Here is a 17,674-nt window from a genome sequence, read left to right as displayed (position 1 = left end):
AGATTAGCCAAGGTGGCGACGGGCTCGGCGTCGGCTTCGAGACGGTCTGCCACCGCCTCAGCTCCAGCGCTCCGGGCCGCGCGGGGTGCCCTTCTCGTTTCCCGCGCGTGGACCGTGCGGGAAACGTCTGCGAGCGGCAGCCCGCCACCGACTTCCACTTCTCCCGCCTCGGCGGCACCCGCCCGCTGTGGACGGTGTACGAGGCGTTCTCCGCGCCCGGCCGGATCCTCACCCAGGTCGCCGAAATACCCGACGGCAAGCGCTACTTCTGGGTGGCGCGCGCGGTCGCCCGGGGCCGCGCCGGACATCACGCGGCGCGCCCCGAGTTCGCCGTCGCCCTGGGCTGCGAGCTGCGCCAGGCGCACCGCCTGGTCTACGCGGAGGGCGTCGCCCCGGACGCCCCGCGCGCGGCGACCCCGATCGGCCTGGGCTGCCGCCTCTGTGAACGCCGTGACTGCGCCCAGCGGGCCCGGCCGACGGCCGCCTGGCGGTCGACCCCGACCGCCGGACGTACGTGCCGTATCCCGTCGAGACGTCGGGCACCGCCTGACCCGTCAGCCGATGCTCTCCCGCGCGCCCACCACCGGGTAGGGCACGAAGGTGCTGCTGTTCTCGTCGATCGCAAGGCGCCGATCCAGCGGGGGGACGGCCCGTTGGGGGCAGTCGGTGCGTTCGCAGAGGCGGCAGCCCATGCCGATGGGGACGGCGGCCGAGGCGTTGTCGAGGTCGAGGCCGTCGGAGTAGACGAGCCGGGAGGCGTGCCGGATCTCGCAGCCGAGGCCGATGGCGAAGGTCTTGCCGGGTTCGCCCCAGCCGCCGCGGTGCCGGGTGAGCGCCCGCGCGGTCCACAGGTAGCGCTGCCCGTCCGGCATGGCGGCGACCTGGACGTGGATGCGGCCGGGCGCGGCGAACGCCTCGTACACGTTCCACAGTGGGCAGGTGCCGCCCGCGCGGGAGAAGTGGAACGCAGTGGCGGACTGGCGTTTGGACATGTTGCCCGCGCGGTCGACCCGGACGAAGGAGAACGGGACGCCGCGCAGCCGGGGCCGTTGCAGGGTGCTGAGGCGGTGGCAGATCGTCTCGTAGCCGAGCCCGAAGTGGTCGCAGAGCCGCTCGATGTCGTAGCGGAACTCCTCCGCCGCGGCGTGGAAGCGGCGGTAGGGCAGGATCAGGGCGGCGGCGAAGTAGTTGGCGATGCCGATGCGGGCCAGCGGCCAGGCCGCGGAGTCCGGCTCGAAGTCCTCCGAGGCGAGGGTGGAGACCTGGTCCGTGTGTTCGAGCAGCGCGAGCTGGGTGGCCATGCGGAACGCCTGCTGGCCGGGGCGCAGCCGTCCGGAGAGGTGCAGGACGCGGGCCGCCGGGTCGTAGTGGTGCAGGAGCTGGTCGGAGTCCGCGGCGATGCGCACGCCGTGGCGTTCGGTGAGGCGCGCGGACAGGACCCGGACGACCTCGCCGGGGCGGATGCCGATCTCCGCCGCGAACCGCTCGGCGGCGAGGTCGATGTCGTGCAGGTAGTTCTGGCGCCGGTAGAAGAACTCGCGGATCTCCTCGTGCGCGGAGCGCGGCTGCGCCACCGGGCCGGGGCCCCGTCCCTCCGCGGCTTCGGCGAGTTGCTCGGTGAGGCGCTGGTTGCGGCGGCCGAGGTCCACCAGGAGCGTGGCCACGGCGGGCATCCGGGAGGCGAGGTCCGAGAGGTCGGACGCCGACACCTGGCCGGTGGAGACCTCGCCGGTGAGGGCGTCCCGCAGGTCGGCCACCAGCCTGCTGGTGTCCCGTTCGGAGAAGAAGCCCGGGTCGACGCCGAACGCCTCGGTCAGGCGCAGCAGTACCGGCACGGTGAGCGGGCGGGAGTCGTGCTCCATCTGGTTCAGATAGCTCGGCGAGATGGCGAGGGTCCGGGCCAGGTCGGCCTGGCTCATCCGGCGTTCCTCGCGCAGCCGTCGCAGCCGCGCTCCCGCGTACGTCTTGCTCACTCGTGGCTCCCGTCCCGCTCACTCATCCGCGGCTTCCGTCCCCTCGGGCATCCGCGGCTCCCGTCCCGTGGGTCATCCGCGGCTCCCGTCGGGCATGCCCGCGATCGTAGTCACGCAGACCCGCACCGCCAGCCTTAACAGAGTTGGCAAAACCGCCGCAGAAGATGCGCAGAACTTGGCAGCCCTCCTCACTTGCTGGCACTGAGTGCCGATGCCACAGTCGAAACGCGGCCGCCGGACTCCGTCGGGCGGAGCGGAACCGGGGCGCGAACTCAAGCCCTGACGTCGGAGATCCCGGCCCATCCGCCTGACTCGGCAGCATTGCTCACCTGTCCCCACACGGACCCGGCGGGCCGCACCCCAGACCATTCAGGCACTCAGTGCCAGATGTTCGCACAGTTCACGAATCTCCAGGAGACGGTCATGGCACAGGCAGGGACGACGACGGCGACGGCCGAGGAGCTCGCGCGGCGGTGGGCGACCGACCCTCGGTGGCAGGGGATCGAGCGCACCTACAGCGCCGCGGACGTCGTGCGCCTCTCCGGCAGCGTCCGCGAGGAGCACACCCTGGCCCGGCGCGGCGCCGAGCGGCTGTGGCGCCAACTGCACGAGCTCGACTACGTCCACGCGCTCGGCGCGCTGACCGGCGGTCAGGCCGTGCAGCAGGTCAAGGCGGGGCTGCAGGCGATCTACCTGTCCGGCTGGCAGGTGGCCGCCGACGCCAACCAGGCCGGGCACACCTACCCCGACCAGTCGCTGTACCCGGCCAACTCCGTTCCGCAGGTGGTCCGCCGCATCAACAACGCGCTGCTGCGCGCCGACCAGATCGCCACCAGCGAGGGCGACTCCGCCGTGGACTGGCTGGCTCCGATCGTGGCCGACGCCGAGGCCGGTTTCGGCGGCCCGCTGAACGCCTTCGAGCTGACCAAGGCGATGATCGCGGCGGGCGCGGCCGGTATCCACTACGAGGACCAGCTCGCCTCGGAGAAGAAGTGCGGCCACCTCGGCGGCAAGGTCCTCGTCCCCACCGCTCAGCACGTGCGCACCCTCAACGCGGCCCGCCTCGCCGCCGACATCGCCGATGTGCCGACCCTGATCGTCGCCCGCACCGACGCGCTCGCCGCCAACCTCCTCACCAGCGACGTCGACGAGCGCGACGCCGAGTTCGTGACCGGCGAGCGGACGGCCGAGGGCTTCTACCGCGTCCGCAACGGCATGGCCCCCGTCATCGCGCGCGGCCTCGCCTACGCCCCGTACGCCGACCTCATCTGGGTCGAGACCGGCACCCCCGACCTCGCCCAGGCCCGCGAGTTCGCCGAGGCCGTCCACGCCGAGCACCCCGACCAGATGCTGGCCTACAACTGCTCGCCGTCCTTCAACTGGAAGGCCGCGCTGGACGACGACCAGATCGCCAAGTTCCAGCGCGAACTGGGCGCCATGGGCTACAAGTTCCAGTTCATCACCCTGGCCGGTTTCCACTCCCTCAACCACGGCATGTTCGACCTCGCCCGCGGCTACGCCGACCACGGCATGACCGCGTACGTGGACCTGCAGGAGAAGGAGTTCGCCGCGCAGGAGCACGGCTTCACCGCCGTCAGGCACCAGCGCGAGGTCGGCACCGGCTACTTCGACCTGGTGTCCACCGCCGTCAACCCGGCCTCCTCCACCACCGCGCTCTCGGGCTCCACCGAGGAGGAGCAGTTCCACTAGGTGCTCCGCGCCGGGCCGAGGGGCCCGGCCGCCGTGTGAAGGGGCGTGGCCCAGCGGATTCCGCCGGGCCACGCCCCTTCACACGTGCGCCCAAACGGCTCGCACTCGTGTCTCATCTCACGTTCCGGAATGTGAACAGTGCTGCCCAGGACCGCGTCCACCCTCTAACCTGACGCGTGCAGCTGGTTCGCCCTGTCCGCCAGGCAGGCGCGTCGTAAGAGGGAACCCGGTGGGAATCCGGGACTGCCCCGCAGCGGTGAGCGGGAACGACCGCCGTCACACGCACTGGGCCCGATGAACGGGGCCTGGGAAGCGACGGCCAGTAGGTGTCTGCCCCGGCAGACGTGCCCGCGAGTCCGAAGACCTGCCCGTTGCCCGTACGTGACCGATCGCGTGCGGATATCCCGGTGACCTCGTGGGCGGGTCGGCGTACATACCAGACGGAGCACCATGCCAGTGGCGTGTGTGTGGTCCGTCTTGTTCGTCATCCCTTCGCGTCCGCGTCCCGTCCCGGGATTCTCAGGAGTCATCTCGCGAAGGAGATTTCCGTGACAGCGAAGTCCGCAGCCGCGGCAGCACGGGCCACCGTGTACGGCTACCCCCGTCAGGGCGCAGGCCGTGAACTCAAGAAGGCGATCGAGGGGTACTGGAAGGGCCGCGTCACCGCCGACGCCCTCAACCAGACCGCGACGGAGCTGCGCCGCTCCACCTGGCAGCGTCTGGCGGCGGCTGGTGTCCACGAGGTGCCGACCGGTGACTTCTCGTACTACGACCACGTCCTGGACACCAGTGTCATGGTCGGCGCCGTCCCCCAGCGGCACCGCTCCGCCGTGGACGCCGACCCGCTCGACGGCTACTTCGCCATGGCCCGCGGCACCCAGGACGTCGCGCCGCTCGAGATGACCAAGTGGTTCGACACCAACTACCACTACCTCGTGCCGGAGCTCGGCCCCGACACCGTCTTCAGCGCCGACTCCACCAAGCAGGTCGCCGAGTTCAAGGAAGCCCTCGCGCTCGGCCTCGCCGCCCGCCCGGTCCTGGTCGGCCCCGTCACGTATCTGCTGCTCGCCAAGCCCGCGCCCGGCGTGGCCGCGGAGTTCGAGCCGCTGACGCTCCTGGACCGGCTCCTTCCCGTGTACGCCGAGGTCCTCGCGGACCTGCGCGCGGCCGGCGCCGAGTGGGTGCAGCTCGACGAGCCCGCCCTGGTCCAGGACCGCACCCCGGCGGACCTCAACGCCGCCGAGCGCGCCTACCGCGACCTCGGCTCCCTCACCGACCGGCCGAAGCTGCTCGTCGCCTCCTACTTCGACCGGCTCGGCGACGCCCTGCCGGTCCTGGCGAAGGCCCCGATCGACGGCCTCGCGCTCGACTTCACCGACGCGGCCGCCGCCAACCTCGACGCGCTCGCGGCGGTGGGCGGACTGCCCGGCAAGCGCCTCGTCGCCGGTGTCGTCAACGGCCGCAACATCTGGATCAACGACCTGGAGAAGTCCCTGTCGACCCTGGGGACGCTCCTCGGCCTCGCCGACCAGGTCGACGTCGCCGCGTCCTGCTCGCTCCTGCACGTCCCGATCGACGCCGCGGCCGAGCGGGACATCGATCCGCAGATCCTGCGCTGGCTCGCCTTCGCCCAGCAGAAGACCGGCGAGATCGTCACCCTGGCCAAGGGCCTCGCACAGGGAACGGACACCATCGCCGCCGAACTCGCCGCGAACCGGGCCGACCTGGCCTCCCGCGCCGGTTCCGCGATCACCCACGACCCGGCCGTCCGGGCCAGGGCCGCGGCCGTCACCGACGCCGACGGCCGCCGCTCCCAGCCGTACGCCACGCGGGCCGCCGCCCAGCGCGCCCACCTCGGCCTGCCGCTGCTCCCCACGACCACCATCGGCTCGTTCCCGCAGACCACGGAGTTGCGCACGGCCCGCGCCGACCTGCGCGCGGGGCGCATCGACACCGCCGGGTACGAGCAGCGCATCGAGCACGAGATCCGCGAGGTCGTCTCCTTCCAGGAGAAGACCGGGATCGACGTCCTGGTGCACGGCGAGCCCGAGCGCAACGACATGGTGCAGTACTTCGCCGAGCAGCTCACCGGCTATCTCGCCACGCAGCACGGCTGGGTCCAGTCGTACGGCACCCGCTATGTGCGCCCGCCGGTCCTCGCCGGTGACATCTCCCGCCCCGAGCCGATGACGGTGCGCTGGACGGCGTACGCCAACTCCCTGACGGAGTGCCCGGTCAAGGGCATGCTCACCGGGCCCGTGACCATGCTCGCCTGGTCCTTCGTCCGCGACGACCAGCCGCTCGGCGACACCGCGCGCCAGGTGGCCCTCGCCCTGCGCGACGAGGTGAACGACCTGGAGGCGGCGGGCACTTCGGTCATCCAGGTCGACGAGCCCGCGCTGCGCGAGACGCTGCCGCTGCGCGCCGCCGACCGTCCGGCCTATCTGGACTGGGCCACCGAGTCCTTCCGCCTCACCACCAGCGGGGTGCGGCCCGACACCCAGATCCACACCCACATGTGCTATGCCGAGTTCGGCGACATCGTCCAGGCCATCGACGACCTCGACGCCGACGTCATCAGCCTGGAGGCCGCCCGCTCGCACATGCAGGTGGCCCGTGAACTGGCCGAGCACGGCTACCCGCGCGAGGCGGGCCCCGGCGTCTACGACATCCACTCCCCGCGTGTGCCCGGCACGGACGAGGCCGCGGCCCTGCTGCGCAAGGGACTTGAGGCCATCCCCGCCGAGCGCCTGTGGGTCAACCCGGACTGCGGCCTGAAGACCCGCGGCTGGCCCGAGACCCGCGCCTCGCTGGAGAACCTGGTCGCGGCGGCGCGCACGGTCCGCGGGGAGCTGTCCGCGTCCTGACCGGCGGCCCTGCCGGGGGCCGGGGCACCCACGGGTGCCCCGGCCTCGGGTCTCAGTCGGTGACGTCGAGGGCGGCGGACACGATGCTGTCGACGTCGATCCGGTGGTGGCGGTAGACGTCGGTGAGCGAACCGGACTGGCCGAACCTCGTGACGCCGAATGCGCTGGTGGCGGCCTTGTTGACCATGGCCAGGAACGACAGCGCGTGCGGATGACCGTCGAGTACCGTGACCAGCGGTGTGGCGCGGTCCGCGGGGAACGCCTGGTCCAGGTTCCAGAGGTCGGCCTGCTCGTCGTGGCCCTGCCGGGCGCGCAGGGCTCGGTACAGCAGATCGGGGCTGCTCACACAGACGACGTCGGCGGTCACCTGCTCCTGCTCCAGCTCCTGGACACGCCTTCGCGGAGCAGGCCGTGCCCGGGCCGAGTTGCTCGGCCCCGGTGCCGGTGTCCTCGTAGCCGAGGGCGCCGTCCGGCACGTTCACCCTGGCCGTGCCGGACGGCCCCTCGTTCGTCAGCAGAACGCGGACGCCGCAACGGCGTCCGGCAGGAGGTATCGGATGAGTTTCCGGCTCGCGGCGTACGCCGTGTGCGTCGAGGAGGGCCGGGTACTGCTCGCCCGGCACGTGCCGCCGAGCGGCGAGAGCAACTGGACTCTGCCGGGCGGCAGGGTGGAGCACGCGGAGGATCCCTTCGACGCGGTGATCCGGGAAGTCGCCGAGGAGACGGGCTGTGAGGCGGTGGTCGAGCGCCTCCTCGGCGTGGACTCACGGATGATCCCCGCGGCGGACCGCGCCCCCGGCCTCCCCGACCACCAGAACGTCGGCATCTTCTACCGCTGCCGCATCACCGGCGGCCACCTCCGCCCCGAACCGAACGGCGAGACCGCCGAGTCGCGCTGGATCCCGATCCCGGGCGTCGCACGCCTGCGGCGGTCGTCACTGGTCGACAACGGCCTCGACCTGGCACGGACTGTTCCACCGACCGGGCATGTGGAGCCTGTTGCGGTCGGTGGCCTCATCCAGCACTGACCGCCGCGCCGGCGGCGCAGGGCGGAACGGGGAGCGCAAGGGTGGCCATCCGCGCGCTCTGGTCTCTGAAATCTGTTTGGTGTGGTGTCACCGTGTGCCTACTGTGGCGCCGTGAAGACCCAGGTGATCGTTCTCAATGGTGGTTCCAGCTCGGGGAAGTCCGGGATCGTGCGGTGTCTGCAGGATGTTCTGCCGGGGCCCTGGTTGGCCTTCGGGGTCGATACATTCGTTGACGCGTTGCCCGCGGCGATGCGGGCGTCGGATGCGGGGATCGAGTTCGGGCCGGACGGTGAGGTGGTCGTCGGGCCGGAGTTCCGGGCGCTGGAGGGGGCCTGGATCGCGGGGCTCGCCGCGATGGCCGGTGCGGGGGCGCGGATCATCGTCGACGAGGTCTTCCTCAGCGGTGCGGAGTCGCAGCGGCGGTGGCAGGAGGCGCTGGGCGAGTTGCGGGTGCTGTGGGTGGGCGTGCGGTGCGACAGCGCCATCGCCGCGGACCGTGAGATCGCGCGCGGGGACCGCGTCGTCGGGATGGCCGCGTCCCAGGCCGATGTGGTCCACCGGGGCATGGTGTACGACGTGGAGGTGGACACCGGGCATGCCAAGTCGATGGCGTGCGCACGGGCCATCGCGGGGCGGGTCAAGTAGACGCGGGCTCGGTTCGGGTGGGCGCGAGGGGTTCCGGGGCGTCGTGGCGGCGGAAGGTCGCGCGGTACGTGCTCGGCTGGTGGCCCGTGTGGCGGGAGAAGACCTGGGCGAAGGCGCCGGGGTTGCGGTATCCGACGTCGGCGGCGATGCGTGCGACGGTTCTGTCCGTTGTCTCCAGCAGGTGTCTGGCTCGGCGTACCCGGGCGGTGTGCAGGTAGGACAGGGGGGTCTCGCCGGCTTCGTCGCCGAAGCGGCGGAGCAGTGTTCTCGTGCTGACGCCGAACTCCTTGGCGAGGGCGGGCAGGTCGTAGCGCGCCCCGAGGTTCTGGTCGAGCCACCGCTTCACCCTGAGCGAGAAGCTCCTGCCCACGGCGGGCAGCAGCCCCACGTCCACGTACGCGGACTGTGTGGCACGGGCGTCGTCGAGCAGGGTGATGCGCGCCGTGCTGCGGGCCACGCGGGGGCCGTCGTGCTCGCGGACGAAGCGGAGCGCGAAGTCGTACATCGCGCTGAACGCCGCCGTGGTCGTCACGCCGCGGTCGGTCACGACCAGCTTCTCGGAGCGCACCGCCACATCGGCGTACCGCCGCGCGAACCGGTCCGCGTACAGCCAGGATGTCGTCGCCTCACGGCCCGTGAGCAGTCCGGCCTCGGCGAGGAGGAAGGCGCCCACGCAGATCGACACGACCGCCGTCCCGGCGGCGGCCTGCGCGCGGACGGCCGCCACTTCCGGCTTCAGGTCCGCGAGGGTGGTGTCGAGGTCGAGCGCGGGTGAGATCTCGAATCCCGGCACGATCAGTACGTCCGCGGGGCGCATCGCCGAGACGTCGACGCCCGTGCCGCCGGACACGGTCACCCGTCGGCGGGGCGAGACGACCGAGGTCTCGTACGACGCCTCCCCCGCTCCGTGCGCGGCGGCGACGTGCCCGGCCATGGTGAGGAGGTCGAGGACGCCGAACACCTCCGACCCGAAGCAGCCGGGGTAGGCCAGCACACTCACACGCAGCGGAACCACCATGTGGCATCTGCCTCCGACACTTCGGTGCTTGGACTTTTTCGGTACTTCGGCGATTCGGCGCTGCGGCTCTTCGGCGCTTGGCGAGATCGCGGTGAAGCGTGGCGATGTCGCCGCTTCTCGGTGAGGGCAGCATCTCGTCATCCTGTGCGTCATGACAACTGTGCGAGGGCAGCGCGACGACCTCCTGGGGGACTTCTCCCGGAGGACCGTCGACGTCGACGGCATCAGCAAGACCGTGTACGTCTGCGGGTCGGGGCCGGCCGTCATCCTGATGCCGGAGATGCCGGGCATCAGCCCCGACCTCGCGCGGTTCGCACGCTGGATGCGCGACGCGGGCTTCTCCGTCTACATGCCGTCCCTGTTCGGGACCGACGGCGCCCATCCGCTCGTCGAGGCGGGCGAGGCCGTCGTGCGCCGCGCCTGTGTCAGCGCCGAGTTCCGGGCCTTCGCCGGTGGCGGCACCAGCCCCGTCGTCTCCTGGTTGCGCGGTCTCGCCCGCATCGCGCACGCCGAGCGCGGCGGGCCCGGTGTCGGCGCCGTGGGGCTGTGCTTCACCGGCAACTTCGCCCTGACCATGGCGCTGGAACCCGCGGTCGTCGCACCGGTGGTCAACCATCCGTCGCTGCCCCTCGACGACCCCGGCGGCCTCGAGATCGGCGCCGAGGACGCCGCCGCCGTGGCCGAACGCGTCGAGCGCGACGGCCTGAAGGTCCTCGCGTACCGCTTCGCCGACGACAAGTGGTGCACGGGCCGGCGCTTCGCGGCCTATCGCGCGCTGCTCGGCGACGCGTTCGACGGCCGTGTGCTGCCCGACGAGGTGGCGAACACGAACCCTCCGCCCTTCTTCCGCGACAGCGTCGGCTGCGCCCACAGTGTCGTCACCGCGCATCTCGTCGACGAGGAGGGCCACCCGACCGTGCGGGCCCGCGACGAGATCATCGCGTTCCTCGCCGAACGGCTCGGGACCCGGGGCGACCCGAACGACCGCCTCTGAGGCAACCCCGTGGCCCGCTGCGTCCTACTCAGTGGATCTGACTCAGCAGAGGCGCGGCCGCCCGGGCGGCTCCACCACGAGAACGGAGAGTTCGGATGATCAAGTGGGCAGGTTGGCTCATCGCGATGTTCGGAGCGGCGCACACGCTGCTCGCCCTGACCGTGGAGGAAGCCGGGAGTCACGCCGGGGACTGGTTCAGTGGGGAGCTGTGGGGCGAGGACCTCTCCGCGATGAGCGCGGCGAACAGCGCGTACTGGCTGAGTTGGAACAGCTTCGGCCCGCCGCTCGTCCTCGTCGGTCTGACGGTCCTCTGGCTGGACCGCCGGGGCATCGTGCCGCCGTCGTTCATCGCGTGGGTGCTGGGGGTCTGGGCCGTGGGCGACACCGTGATCCTCGGGCTCTCGCCCTCGCCGGTCATCCTGCTCGCGAGCGTGCTGCTGCTTGTCGGGTCCCGCCGTGCCGCCCGTCACGGCGACGCCGTGCCCGCCGCCGACACGACACGGGCTCCGTAGGCGGCCAGGACGGCCACAGCAGTCAGGGCGGCCAGAGCAGCGAGAGCCAGCAGACCGCTCCCGGATCCCCCTCCACTCCCCCTTGTTTGCCGCCCGTTTAAGCTTCTGTCGCTGGTCAGCCCGTCCGCTGACCAGATGGGGACGGGGGGGGAAGAGCGCCGATGAATCATCCGGCCGAGGTGTTCAAGGCATTGCAGGCGGACGATCCACCGCTGGTGGCCGGCTACCGTCTCGCCGCCCGGCTCGGCGCGGGCGGCATGGGCCGGGTCTATCTCTCGCACACCCAGGGCGGCCGCCCGGTGGCCATCAAGGTGGTGCGGCCGGAGCTCGCCGACAACCAGGAGTTCCGGCGACGGTTCCGCCGGGAGGTGGAGGCCGCCCGTCGGGTCCGGGGCGCGTACACCGCCGAGCTGATCGACGCCGACGCCGACGGCGTACCGCCCTGGCTGGCCACGCTGTACGTACCCGGGCCCTCTCTCGCGGAGGCCGTCGCGCGGCGCGGGCCGCTTCCGGTGTCCGCGGTGCTGTGGCTGGTGGCGGGGGTGGCCGAGGCACTGCAGGCCATCCACGGCGCGGGCATCGTGCACCGGGACCTGAAGCCGTCGAACGTGCTGCTCGCCACCGACGGACCACGGGTGATCGACTTCGGCATCTCGCTGGCCTCCGACATCACCTCGCACACGGTCACGGGCTCCGCCGTCGGCACCCCCCAGTTCATGGCTCCCGAGCAGGCGTCCGGGGGTGAGGTCACAGCGGCGACGGATGTCTTCGCGCTGGGACAGACGGCGGCGTTCGCGGCGCTCGGGGAGCCGCTGTACGGGGACGGCCCTTCGGTCAGCGTGCTGTACCGGATCGTGCACTCCGAGCCCGATCTGTCCCTGCTGCCCGCGCAGTTGCGCCCGCTGATCGCCCGGTGCCTGGCCGCCGATCCCGCGCGGCGGGCCACCCTCGCGGAGGTCGTGCACTGGTGCCGACAGCGGCTCGGCCAGGACGCGGGTCCGGGACCGGAGGTCTGGCGGGAGGTCATGGGGCCGGAAGTGCGGGTTCCGGCGCCGGTCCCCGACCCCACTCCGGTGTACACGACGCCGCTGGTGGCGCGGAGCCGGCCGACGGGGCCGGACGACCGGCGGGTCCGCAGGAGACGTATCACGCTGATCACCGCCGCGGCCATGACGGCGGGGGCGCTGGTGCTCGGCGGCGCGGCCTGGACGGTCATGGAGGCGAGGGAGGGGTCCCGCGACCGCAAGGCCGCCGGGGCGTCGACGGCGGGAGCGTCCGGCCGGTCGGACGGGTCCTCGTCGCGGTCGGACTCCGGGTCGGGGTTGGACGGGGCGGGGTCGGACGGCTCGGCTTCGGGTGAGGCGGGGGCGGGGGCGGGAGAGGCGGGGGCCAAGGGGTCCTCGTCGAACGCGCCCAAGCCGCCGCAGGCCATCCCGTACCCCTTCCAGTGGCTCGACGAGAAGAACTCGCTGAACATCAAGGAGCCGGTCGAGCGCAAGGACCGCCAGGGCGACATCCGCTTCGTCTGCAACGACACCAACTGCTCGCTGGAGAGCGACACCAGCGTCATCACCATGCTGTACAGCAAGCCGGGCGCCACCCGCGAGTCCTGCCGCATCGCCCTCAGCGGCGCCGACAGCCGCCGCCTCCCCCTCGCCGCCGCGGCGGCGGGCAGCGAGATCTGCGTCAAGCACCCCTCCGGGGACATCGCGCTGCTCGTGATCCAGGTGAAGTCGACCGCGCTGCCGAAGAGCGGGATCAGCTTCATGACCGCCGACATGACGGTGTGGCGGGCGTAGTGGCGCACTCGCCGGGCTCTCCGGTCCTTCCGGCCCTTCCAGACTTTCCGGGCTTACGTGAACACGAGGGCCGCCGACCACGCGTCCTGCCGACCGCTTCGCCGTAGGCATCGCGTCGCCACGCCGTCCGACCCGCAACCGAACCGTGGAGTGAATCATGAGTGATCGTCACGCGCCTGCCCGGCCGGGCCCTGCCACGACGCCGCGCCCGGCGCCCCCGTTCGACCCCGAACTGAGCCCGGTCCTGGACGCCTTGGGCAGAGCGTCATGGGAGTCGATCACCCCGGACAACCTTCCGGCCCGGCAGCAGCGGGACGCCACGGCCCGGCCCAGGCCGACGGTCGAGGACCTGCGCGCCGACGGCCGGTTCGAGGTGACGGAGCTGCGCGTGCCGGGGCCGCCCGGCGGGCCGGAGGTCACGCTCGTGAGCGCGCGACCGGCGGGGGCCGTCGGGCCGCTGCCCCTGCTGTACTACATGCACGGCGGCGCCATGGTCATGGGCAACGCGTGGTCCGTACTGCCGCGCATCCTTCAGGAGTGGGTGCTCCCGTTGAACCTGGCCGTCCTCTCGGTCGAGTACCGGCTGGCGCCGCGCGCGCAGTACCCGGCGCCGCTGGAGGACTGCTACGCCGGACTCGTCTGGGCGGTGGAACACGCGGCGGAACTGGGCATCGACGCGGACCGCGTCATCATCGGCGGCAAGAGCGCGGGAGGCGGGCTCGCCGCGGCGCTCGCCCTGCTGGCCCGCGACCGGGGCGGCCCCGGGGCACTGGGGCAGCTGCTGCTGTGCCCGATGCTCGACGACCGCGGCAGCACGTTCTCCAGCCGTCAGATGACGGGCATCGGCATGTGGGACCTCACCTCGAACGCGACCGCGTGGCAGGCGCTCCTCGGTGAGCGTTACGGCGCCGCGGACCTGCCGCCGTACGCGGCCCCCGCCCGCGCCACGGATCTCTCCGGCCTGCCCCCGGCGTACATCGACGTCGGCTCGGCGGAGATGTTCCGCGACGAGGACATGGCGTACGCGAACGCGATATGGCAGGCCGGGGGTCAGGCCGAACTGCATGTGTGGTCCGGCGCGTACCACGGCTTCGACGGCATCGCGCCGCGCGCGGCCGTCACCCAGGACGCACGCGACGCGCGCACGCGCTGGCTGCGACGCCTCCTCAGGAGAGGAAGCCTCGGGTGATGTGCGTGCCCGCTCCGTCGTTCTCGGCGCGGTAGTCGGCCTGGCCGACGCAGTCGCTGTACTCGTAGTTGGCCCTGGACGTGCCGCTCAGGCCGCCCGCGTCGGTGCTGGTGGGACCGCCGAGGACGACGTCCGACCTGGGCATTTCGGCGCAGCTGGGGATCCCGGCGTAGTACTCGACGAACCCGCCCTGGGAGCCCTTCAGGTTCCCGCTGCCGGACGGCAGGGTGTACGTGCCCAGGTGCGTGGAGGCGCCGGTGACCGTGTTTCTCGCCGTGCCGGTCCAGGTGTCGGGTCCGGTCCGCTGGACCTTGATGTCGTAGCGGTGGCCGTACACGGCGTCGAAGTCCACCGCGCAGGTCACGCCGGGCCCGCCGTCGGCTCCTTCGTGGCAGTTGGGGTCGGAGGTGGTCGCTCCGGCGGTGAAGGTCGAGAAGCGGGCCGAGAGCCGCTCCTTGCCACCGCTGTTCTCCCTCGGCTGCAGGCCCGTGTAGCCCATGCCGTTCGCGAAGTCGTACTGCTGGGCGAAGTAGGTCCCGGCCTTGTGGGCCGTGGCGGGCCGCACCGTCATGGGGAAGGTGATGTTGGTCAGGCCGGCGGAGGGAGTGCCGGGTATGGACCAGCTGACTGAAACGTTCCCGCCGCCGACGGAGGCAGAGGCGGAGGCGGTGTGGGGAGAGAGCAGGAGCACGCTCGCGGCGGCACTGGCCGCGGCACTGAGGCGGAGAGTCCGGACTGGCATGTGCTGTTCCTCTCTGTGGGGGTGTCGAGGAGGAAGTGAGCGCCGACGTGCGCGGATTGAAGGCGTTTCGCGGCTTGCTCGATGGCGTTCCGCGGCCTCATGGGCGTTCCGCGGCTTGATGGCGCTCTCCACTTGTACTCAGCGGCGGACTCCGGCGACATGGACTCGTACGGGGCCGGGCTTGGACTCTTGACGGCGCCGCGGTCGGGCACGTGCTCAGCCGTAAGAGCCTGTCGCCCTCAGTGCGACTCAGCGCGACTCGGCGCGCGCTCGGTCCAGGACCGCCTCGGCGATCTCGCTCATCACCGCCACGTCGGTGTGGGCGGAGCCCGGCGAGGAACCACCGGGCTCCCGCACCCGGAGGTCGACGCAGATGTTGTCCTGACGCACGATCACCCGGCCGCCGCTCCCGGACCCCCACCAGGCCGACTCGTCACCGAGATCGACCGCTTCTCGGTGCGCTCCGCGCCCCCGGCTGTCGGACTCCGCGTCGCGGAAGCACTTGATGGCCTGCTCCACCGCGCTCTCTCCCACCATCGCGGCCCCTCTCGTGACGACCAGCTCGACGGACGCCGACTGATCCTCGTGATCGGTGCGCCACGTACAAGCCCCATGCGTATCGGAGTCGTACCGGACCGACTCGACGAGCTGCGGCCGGGGTACCGCCCGGGCGGCCAGGTCCCGGTCCAGGAGCACACACGCGGAAGGAAGGGAGCGGTAGCGCTCGTCGTTCGGAGTGGCGAGGGTGATGATCAGTTCCGGCACGATCAGGGACAGCATCAGGGCGGCCCCGTAGTGCGTCAGAGTGGCGGCCTTGCGGATCCTGCCGAGGCCCGCTCGGGCAACGCGGGGCCGGGGTGGGGCCAGCGTGTCCTGGAGTCTGCCGTGCCGAAAGGACAGGACGCCCCCGGACTGGCGGAGGGCGCCGCGGGCGCAGGCGTCCTCCAGGAAGTCCAGTGTCCGCCAGGGCAGTCGGCCGGTCGCGGCCAGCCAGACCCTCGCGACGCCGAACTGTCCCCATGCCGACACGGCGACCCCGTACAGCAGGAGTGCCGCCGCCGCGCTCAGGGAGGACAGCAGCCAGTCCCCGGCGGTGACGACGTCGTAGACGTCCGACGGCGGTACGGCCCCTTCGGGGAGGTACGTCGTGGTGTGTTCGTTCAGGAACAGGGCGATCGGCGCGACGAGGCACACGGCCGCGGCGGCGGCCCGACGTGGTGTGGTGAAGGCGCGGGTGCCGGGGAGGGCCAGCGTGACCCGGCGGTCCGCGTGCAGCAGTGCGCGGGGGCCAAAGGCCAGGGAGTGGTCGGCGACGCCCTGGAAGACCGAGCCGCCCATGAGCAGCATCAGCGGGAGGGCCACGTAGAGAGCCGACCACGGGGGCGCGTCGGTCGTGCTCAGGGCGGTGGCGGTCAGGACGAACGCGAAGGGGCCGGTCACGGCGGTTCTTCGCAGGAACGGGGCCAGCCAGCCGCGCTTCGTGAACGTCCACGGCGCGGCGCTGTCCAGTGCGACGTCAATGACGGCGAGGGCGGCGAAGGGCCCCACCAACGCGATCAGCGGGATGGTGCCGAGTCCGAACGGAGCCTCGAAGGGCCGCGCGTGGCCGACGGGCACCAGGGCCAGGACGCCCAGCGCCATGGCCGCGGCCGCGCAGGCGCCGCGCACGATCCAGGGCACGGCGAGCGGCAGGCTCCACCAGGTCACCTCCCCGGCTCCCTGGTCCCTGGCGTGCCCGGCGAGGAAGACGAGCCAGCGGTGGGCGTCATCGGCGTCCCAGCGACGCCCGGGGCTCGCGGCGGCGAGGGACGGGTCGTAGGCGGCGGGTACGAACTGGGCGAGGAGATGGGCCTCGATGGCCTCGCGGTCACCGAATCGTCGGGAGTCGAGCAGTTCCTCCGGGTCCCGGTCGGTGTCGCTGTACGCCTTGCGGGCCAGCGCGGCCATCAGCGGGGTGGCCAGGGCATCGGTGAGTACGAGGATCCGCGCCGCGCGCTGCCGGTCACCGGCGGGCCCGGTGAGCGCGCGGTCCCAGGAGGTGGTCGTACGCTGCCTGTCCCCCGGCCGGGGCCGGGTGGTGCGCCGGAGGTAGTCGGCCAGATCGGCCACGGTGAGCGGCCGCATCGCGACGGCGGCCGCGCCGGTCAGCGGTCGGCTCTCGCGTATGGCCTCGCGGTACTCCGCCGCACGGCTGGTGAGAACGGCCCCGGCGGCCCGGTCGAGGGTGCCGTTCAGCGTGGTCAAGGCGCGCGGTCGGACGGCTTCGGGGAGTTCGTCGAATCCGTCGAGCACCGGCAACAGTCGGCCGGTGCGCAGCAGTTCGCGGCAGATGTCGCGGGCGGACGCGGTGCCGGTGCTCAGCGCCGCGTACCGGCGGCCGAGCGCATCGGCCGCCCACTCCCACAGGTCCGGCTCGCTCTCCGGCCGCCAGGAGGCGAGGGGCAGGATCACCGGGACCTTCTCGCCCGGCTTTCGGCGTTCCAGAAGGTCGAGGGCGAGACGCACCGCCAGCACCGACTTCCCGGTGCCCGCAGGGCCGAGGACCACGAGTCGGCCGGACGGCACCCGGTCGAAGACGTCGGCGATCTCCTCGAACCGGCCGCAGAGCGAGACAGGTCCGTCGCCCGTGATGTTCTCCCAGTGGTCGATCAGCTCGTCGGGGGCGGTGGTCCACCGAACGGGAATCGGCGCCGGGTCCTGCAACCGGCGCAGCCGCTCCTCACGGAGCAGTTGCTCGCGTACGGCCGTCGCGAGCCGACCGGCCGCCGCGTTGAGCTCCGGGCCGGACCGGTCGCCCCACAGCACCCGGGACCGGCGGTGACGTACAAGAGCGGTGGGCGCCAGCCACAGGCCGAATGTCACGAGCACCACGCTCACCGAACCGAGCAGCAGGTCGAACGCCCGAAGCCGTTCACCGCCGCCGATGTCGACGGCGACCGCGAACAGCAGCACACCCGCCACCGCCGAGCACCCCGCGAGCACCAGCCGCCCGGCGAGCCAACGGCCGGTGACCGGGCGGCGATCGTCGTTGAAGTGGATGCCGCCGTGGATGGTGTGGGCCTGGATGACCGTGTGCGCGGTGCCCGAGAACTCGTTGTACGACACCGGATCCTTCTCCATGCGTCCCCTCACGCATCGCGCCGCACATCGCCGCTCACACCGGCGCGGACGCCAGAAAGGCGTACCCCGACCGGAGC

General features: G+C 72.2%; 13 protein-coding genes, 1 pseudogene and 1 riboswitch. Of the genes and pseudogenes, 9 read left to right on the top strand and 5 right to left on the bottom strand.

All coding sequences use genetic code 11. The annotated features are described in order from the left end of the window. Positions 1 to 26: 26 nt before the first annotated feature. Positions 27 to 550 (top strand): annotated as a pseudogene (locus tag ACZ6BG_RS18940) (helix-turn-helix domain-containing protein); the annotation flags it as partial. A gap of 4 nt (positions 551 to 554) precedes the next feature. On the opposite strand, the gene ACZ6BG_RS18935 reads toward ACZ6BG_RS18940, so the two are convergent. After that, on the bottom strand, positions 555 to 1,973 hold the full coding sequence (locus ACZ6BG_RS18935) for a short-chain fatty acyl-CoA regulator family protein (protein ID WP_469002550.1): 1,419 nt from the start codon (positions 1,971 to 1,973) through the stop codon (positions 555 to 557). 423 nt (positions 1,974 to 2,396) lie between these two features. Here ACZ6BG_RS18935 and aceA point away from each other — a divergent pair, with 423 nt between their 5' ends. Further along, positions 2,397 to 3,683, top strand: coding sequence for an isocitrate lyase (aceA, locus tag ACZ6BG_RS18930; protein WP_469002548.1), 1,287 nt, complete (start codon positions 2,397 to 2,399; stop codon positions 3,681 to 3,683). Positions 3,684 to 3,849: 166 nt separating this feature from the next. Further along, a riboswitch (cobalamin riboswitch) is annotated at positions 3,850 to 4,069 on the top strand. Between the two features lie 162 nt (positions 4,070 to 4,231). Beyond that, positions 4,232 to 6,550, top strand: coding sequence for a 5-methyltetrahydropteroyltriglutamate--homocysteine S-methyltransferase (gene metE / locus ACZ6BG_RS18925; protein WP_469002546.1), 2,319 nt, complete (start codon positions 4,232 to 4,234; stop codon positions 6,548 to 6,550). 52 nt (positions 6,551 to 6,602) lie between these two features. Here the strand turns inward: metE and ACZ6BG_RS18920 are convergent, their stop codons facing one another. Further along, positions 6,603 to 6,917 carry a hypothetical protein gene (locus tag ACZ6BG_RS18920; protein WP_469002544.1) on the bottom strand — a complete coding sequence of 105 codons (315 nt, stop codon included), beginning with the start codon at positions 6,915 to 6,917 and terminating at the stop codon, positions 6,603 to 6,605. Positions 6,918 to 7,107: 190 nt separating this feature from the next. Between ACZ6BG_RS18920 and ACZ6BG_RS18915 the strand changes: the two genes are divergently transcribed. After that, a complete protein-coding gene (locus ACZ6BG_RS18915) occupies positions 7,108 to 7,578 on the top strand; it encodes an NUDIX hydrolase (protein WP_469002542.1) in 471 nt (156 codons plus the stop codon). A gap of 111 nt (positions 7,579 to 7,689) precedes the next feature. Next, the gene (gene cpt, locus ACZ6BG_RS18910; protein ID WP_469002540.1) at positions 7,690 to 8,223 is read left to right on the top strand and encodes a chloramphenicol phosphotransferase CPT; all 534 of its coding nucleotides are present in this window, start codon (positions 7,690 to 7,692) and stop codon (positions 8,221 to 8,223) included. Here cpt and ACZ6BG_RS18905 read toward each other — a convergent pair. Continuing rightward, positions 8,216 to 9,223: a GlxA family transcriptional regulator gene (locus ACZ6BG_RS18905; protein WP_469002538.1), complete on the bottom strand. Its 1,008-nt coding sequence runs from the start codon at positions 9,221 to 9,223 to the stop codon at positions 8,216 to 8,218. The genes cpt and ACZ6BG_RS18905 overlap by 8 nt on opposite strands. A gap of 169 nt (positions 9,224 to 9,392) precedes the next feature. Here ACZ6BG_RS18905 and ACZ6BG_RS18900 point away from each other — a divergent pair, with 169 nt between their 5' ends. From ACZ6BG_RS18900 to ACZ6BG_RS18885, 4 genes are all read left to right on the top strand, one after another. Further along, the gene (locus ACZ6BG_RS18900; protein WP_469002536.1) at positions 9,393 to 10,235 is read left to right on the top strand and encodes a dienelactone hydrolase family protein; all 843 of its coding nucleotides are present in this window, start codon (positions 9,393 to 9,395) and stop codon (positions 10,233 to 10,235) included. Positions 10,236 to 10,330: 95 nt separating this feature from the next. Continuing rightward, positions 10,331 to 10,747 carry a DUF6463 family protein gene (locus tag ACZ6BG_RS18895; protein WP_469002534.1) on the top strand — a complete coding sequence of 139 codons (417 nt, stop codon included), beginning with the start codon at positions 10,331 to 10,333 and terminating at the stop codon, positions 10,745 to 10,747. A gap of 161 nt (positions 10,748 to 10,908) precedes the next feature. Beyond that, positions 10,909 to 12,546 (top strand): serine/threonine-protein kinase, encoded by a 1,638-nt coding sequence (locus ACZ6BG_RS18890; RefSeq protein ID WP_469002532.1) that lies wholly within the window; start codon positions 10,909 to 10,911, stop codon positions 12,544 to 12,546. A gap of 157 nt (positions 12,547 to 12,703) precedes the next feature. Further along, the gene (locus tag ACZ6BG_RS18885) at positions 12,704 to 13,735 is read left to right on the top strand and encodes an alpha/beta hydrolase (RefSeq protein WP_469002530.1); all 1,032 of its coding nucleotides are present in this window, start codon (positions 12,704 to 12,706) and stop codon (positions 13,733 to 13,735) included. On the opposite strand, the gene ACZ6BG_RS18880 is transcribed toward ACZ6BG_RS18885, so the two are convergent. Continuing rightward, a complete protein-coding gene (locus tag ACZ6BG_RS18880) occupies positions 13,713 to 14,477 on the bottom strand; it encodes a hypothetical protein (protein ID WP_469002528.1) in 765 nt (254 codons plus the stop codon). The genes ACZ6BG_RS18885 and ACZ6BG_RS18880 overlap by 23 nt on opposite strands. A 249-nt stretch (positions 14,478 to 14,726) precedes the next feature. Beyond that, a complete protein-coding gene (locus tag ACZ6BG_RS18875) occupies positions 14,727 to 17,597 on the bottom strand; it encodes an NACHT domain-containing protein (protein WP_469002526.1) in 2,871 nt (956 codons plus the stop codon). Between the last annotated feature and the right edge of the window lie 77 nt (positions 17,598 to 17,674).

Source organism: Streptomyces sp. NPDC041205 (assembly GCF_055591765.1).
The sequence above is the reverse complement of the archived record's forward strand: the minus strand, read 5'-3'. Positions and strand labels throughout refer to the sequence as shown.

Excerpts from the sequence above, each read along its gene's own strand:
- aceA (WP_469002548.1), top strand. The coding sequence starts at position 2,397 with ATGGCACAGGCAGGGACGACGACGGCGACGGCCGAGGAGCTCGCGCGG.
- ACZ6BG_RS18915 (WP_469002542.1), top strand. The coding sequence starts at position 7,108 with ATGAGTTTCCGGCTCGCGGCGTACGCCGTGTGCGTCGAGGAGGGCCGG.
- ACZ6BG_RS18900 (WP_469002536.1), top strand. The coding sequence starts at position 9,393 with ATGACAACTGTGCGAGGGCAGCGCGACGACCTCCTGGGGGACTTCTCC.
- ACZ6BG_RS18895 (WP_469002534.1), top strand. The coding sequence starts at position 10,331 with ATGATCAAGTGGGCAGGTTGGCTCATCGCGATGTTCGGAGCGGCGCAC.
- ACZ6BG_RS18890 (WP_469002532.1), top strand. The coding sequence starts at position 10,909 with ATGAATCATCCGGCCGAGGTGTTCAAGGCATTGCAGGCGGACGATCCA.
- ACZ6BG_RS18885 (WP_469002530.1), top strand. The coding sequence starts at position 12,704 with ATGAGTGATCGTCACGCGCCTGCCCGGCCGGGCCCTGCCACGACGCCG.
- ACZ6BG_RS18880 (WP_469002528.1), bottom strand. The coding sequence starts at position 14,477 with ATGCCAGTCCGGACTCTCCGCCTCAGTGCCGCGGCCAGTGCCGCCGCG.
- ACZ6BG_RS18875 (WP_469002526.1), bottom strand. The coding sequence starts at position 17,597 with ATGGAGAAGGATCCGGTGTCGTACAACGAGTTCTCGGGCACCGCGCAC.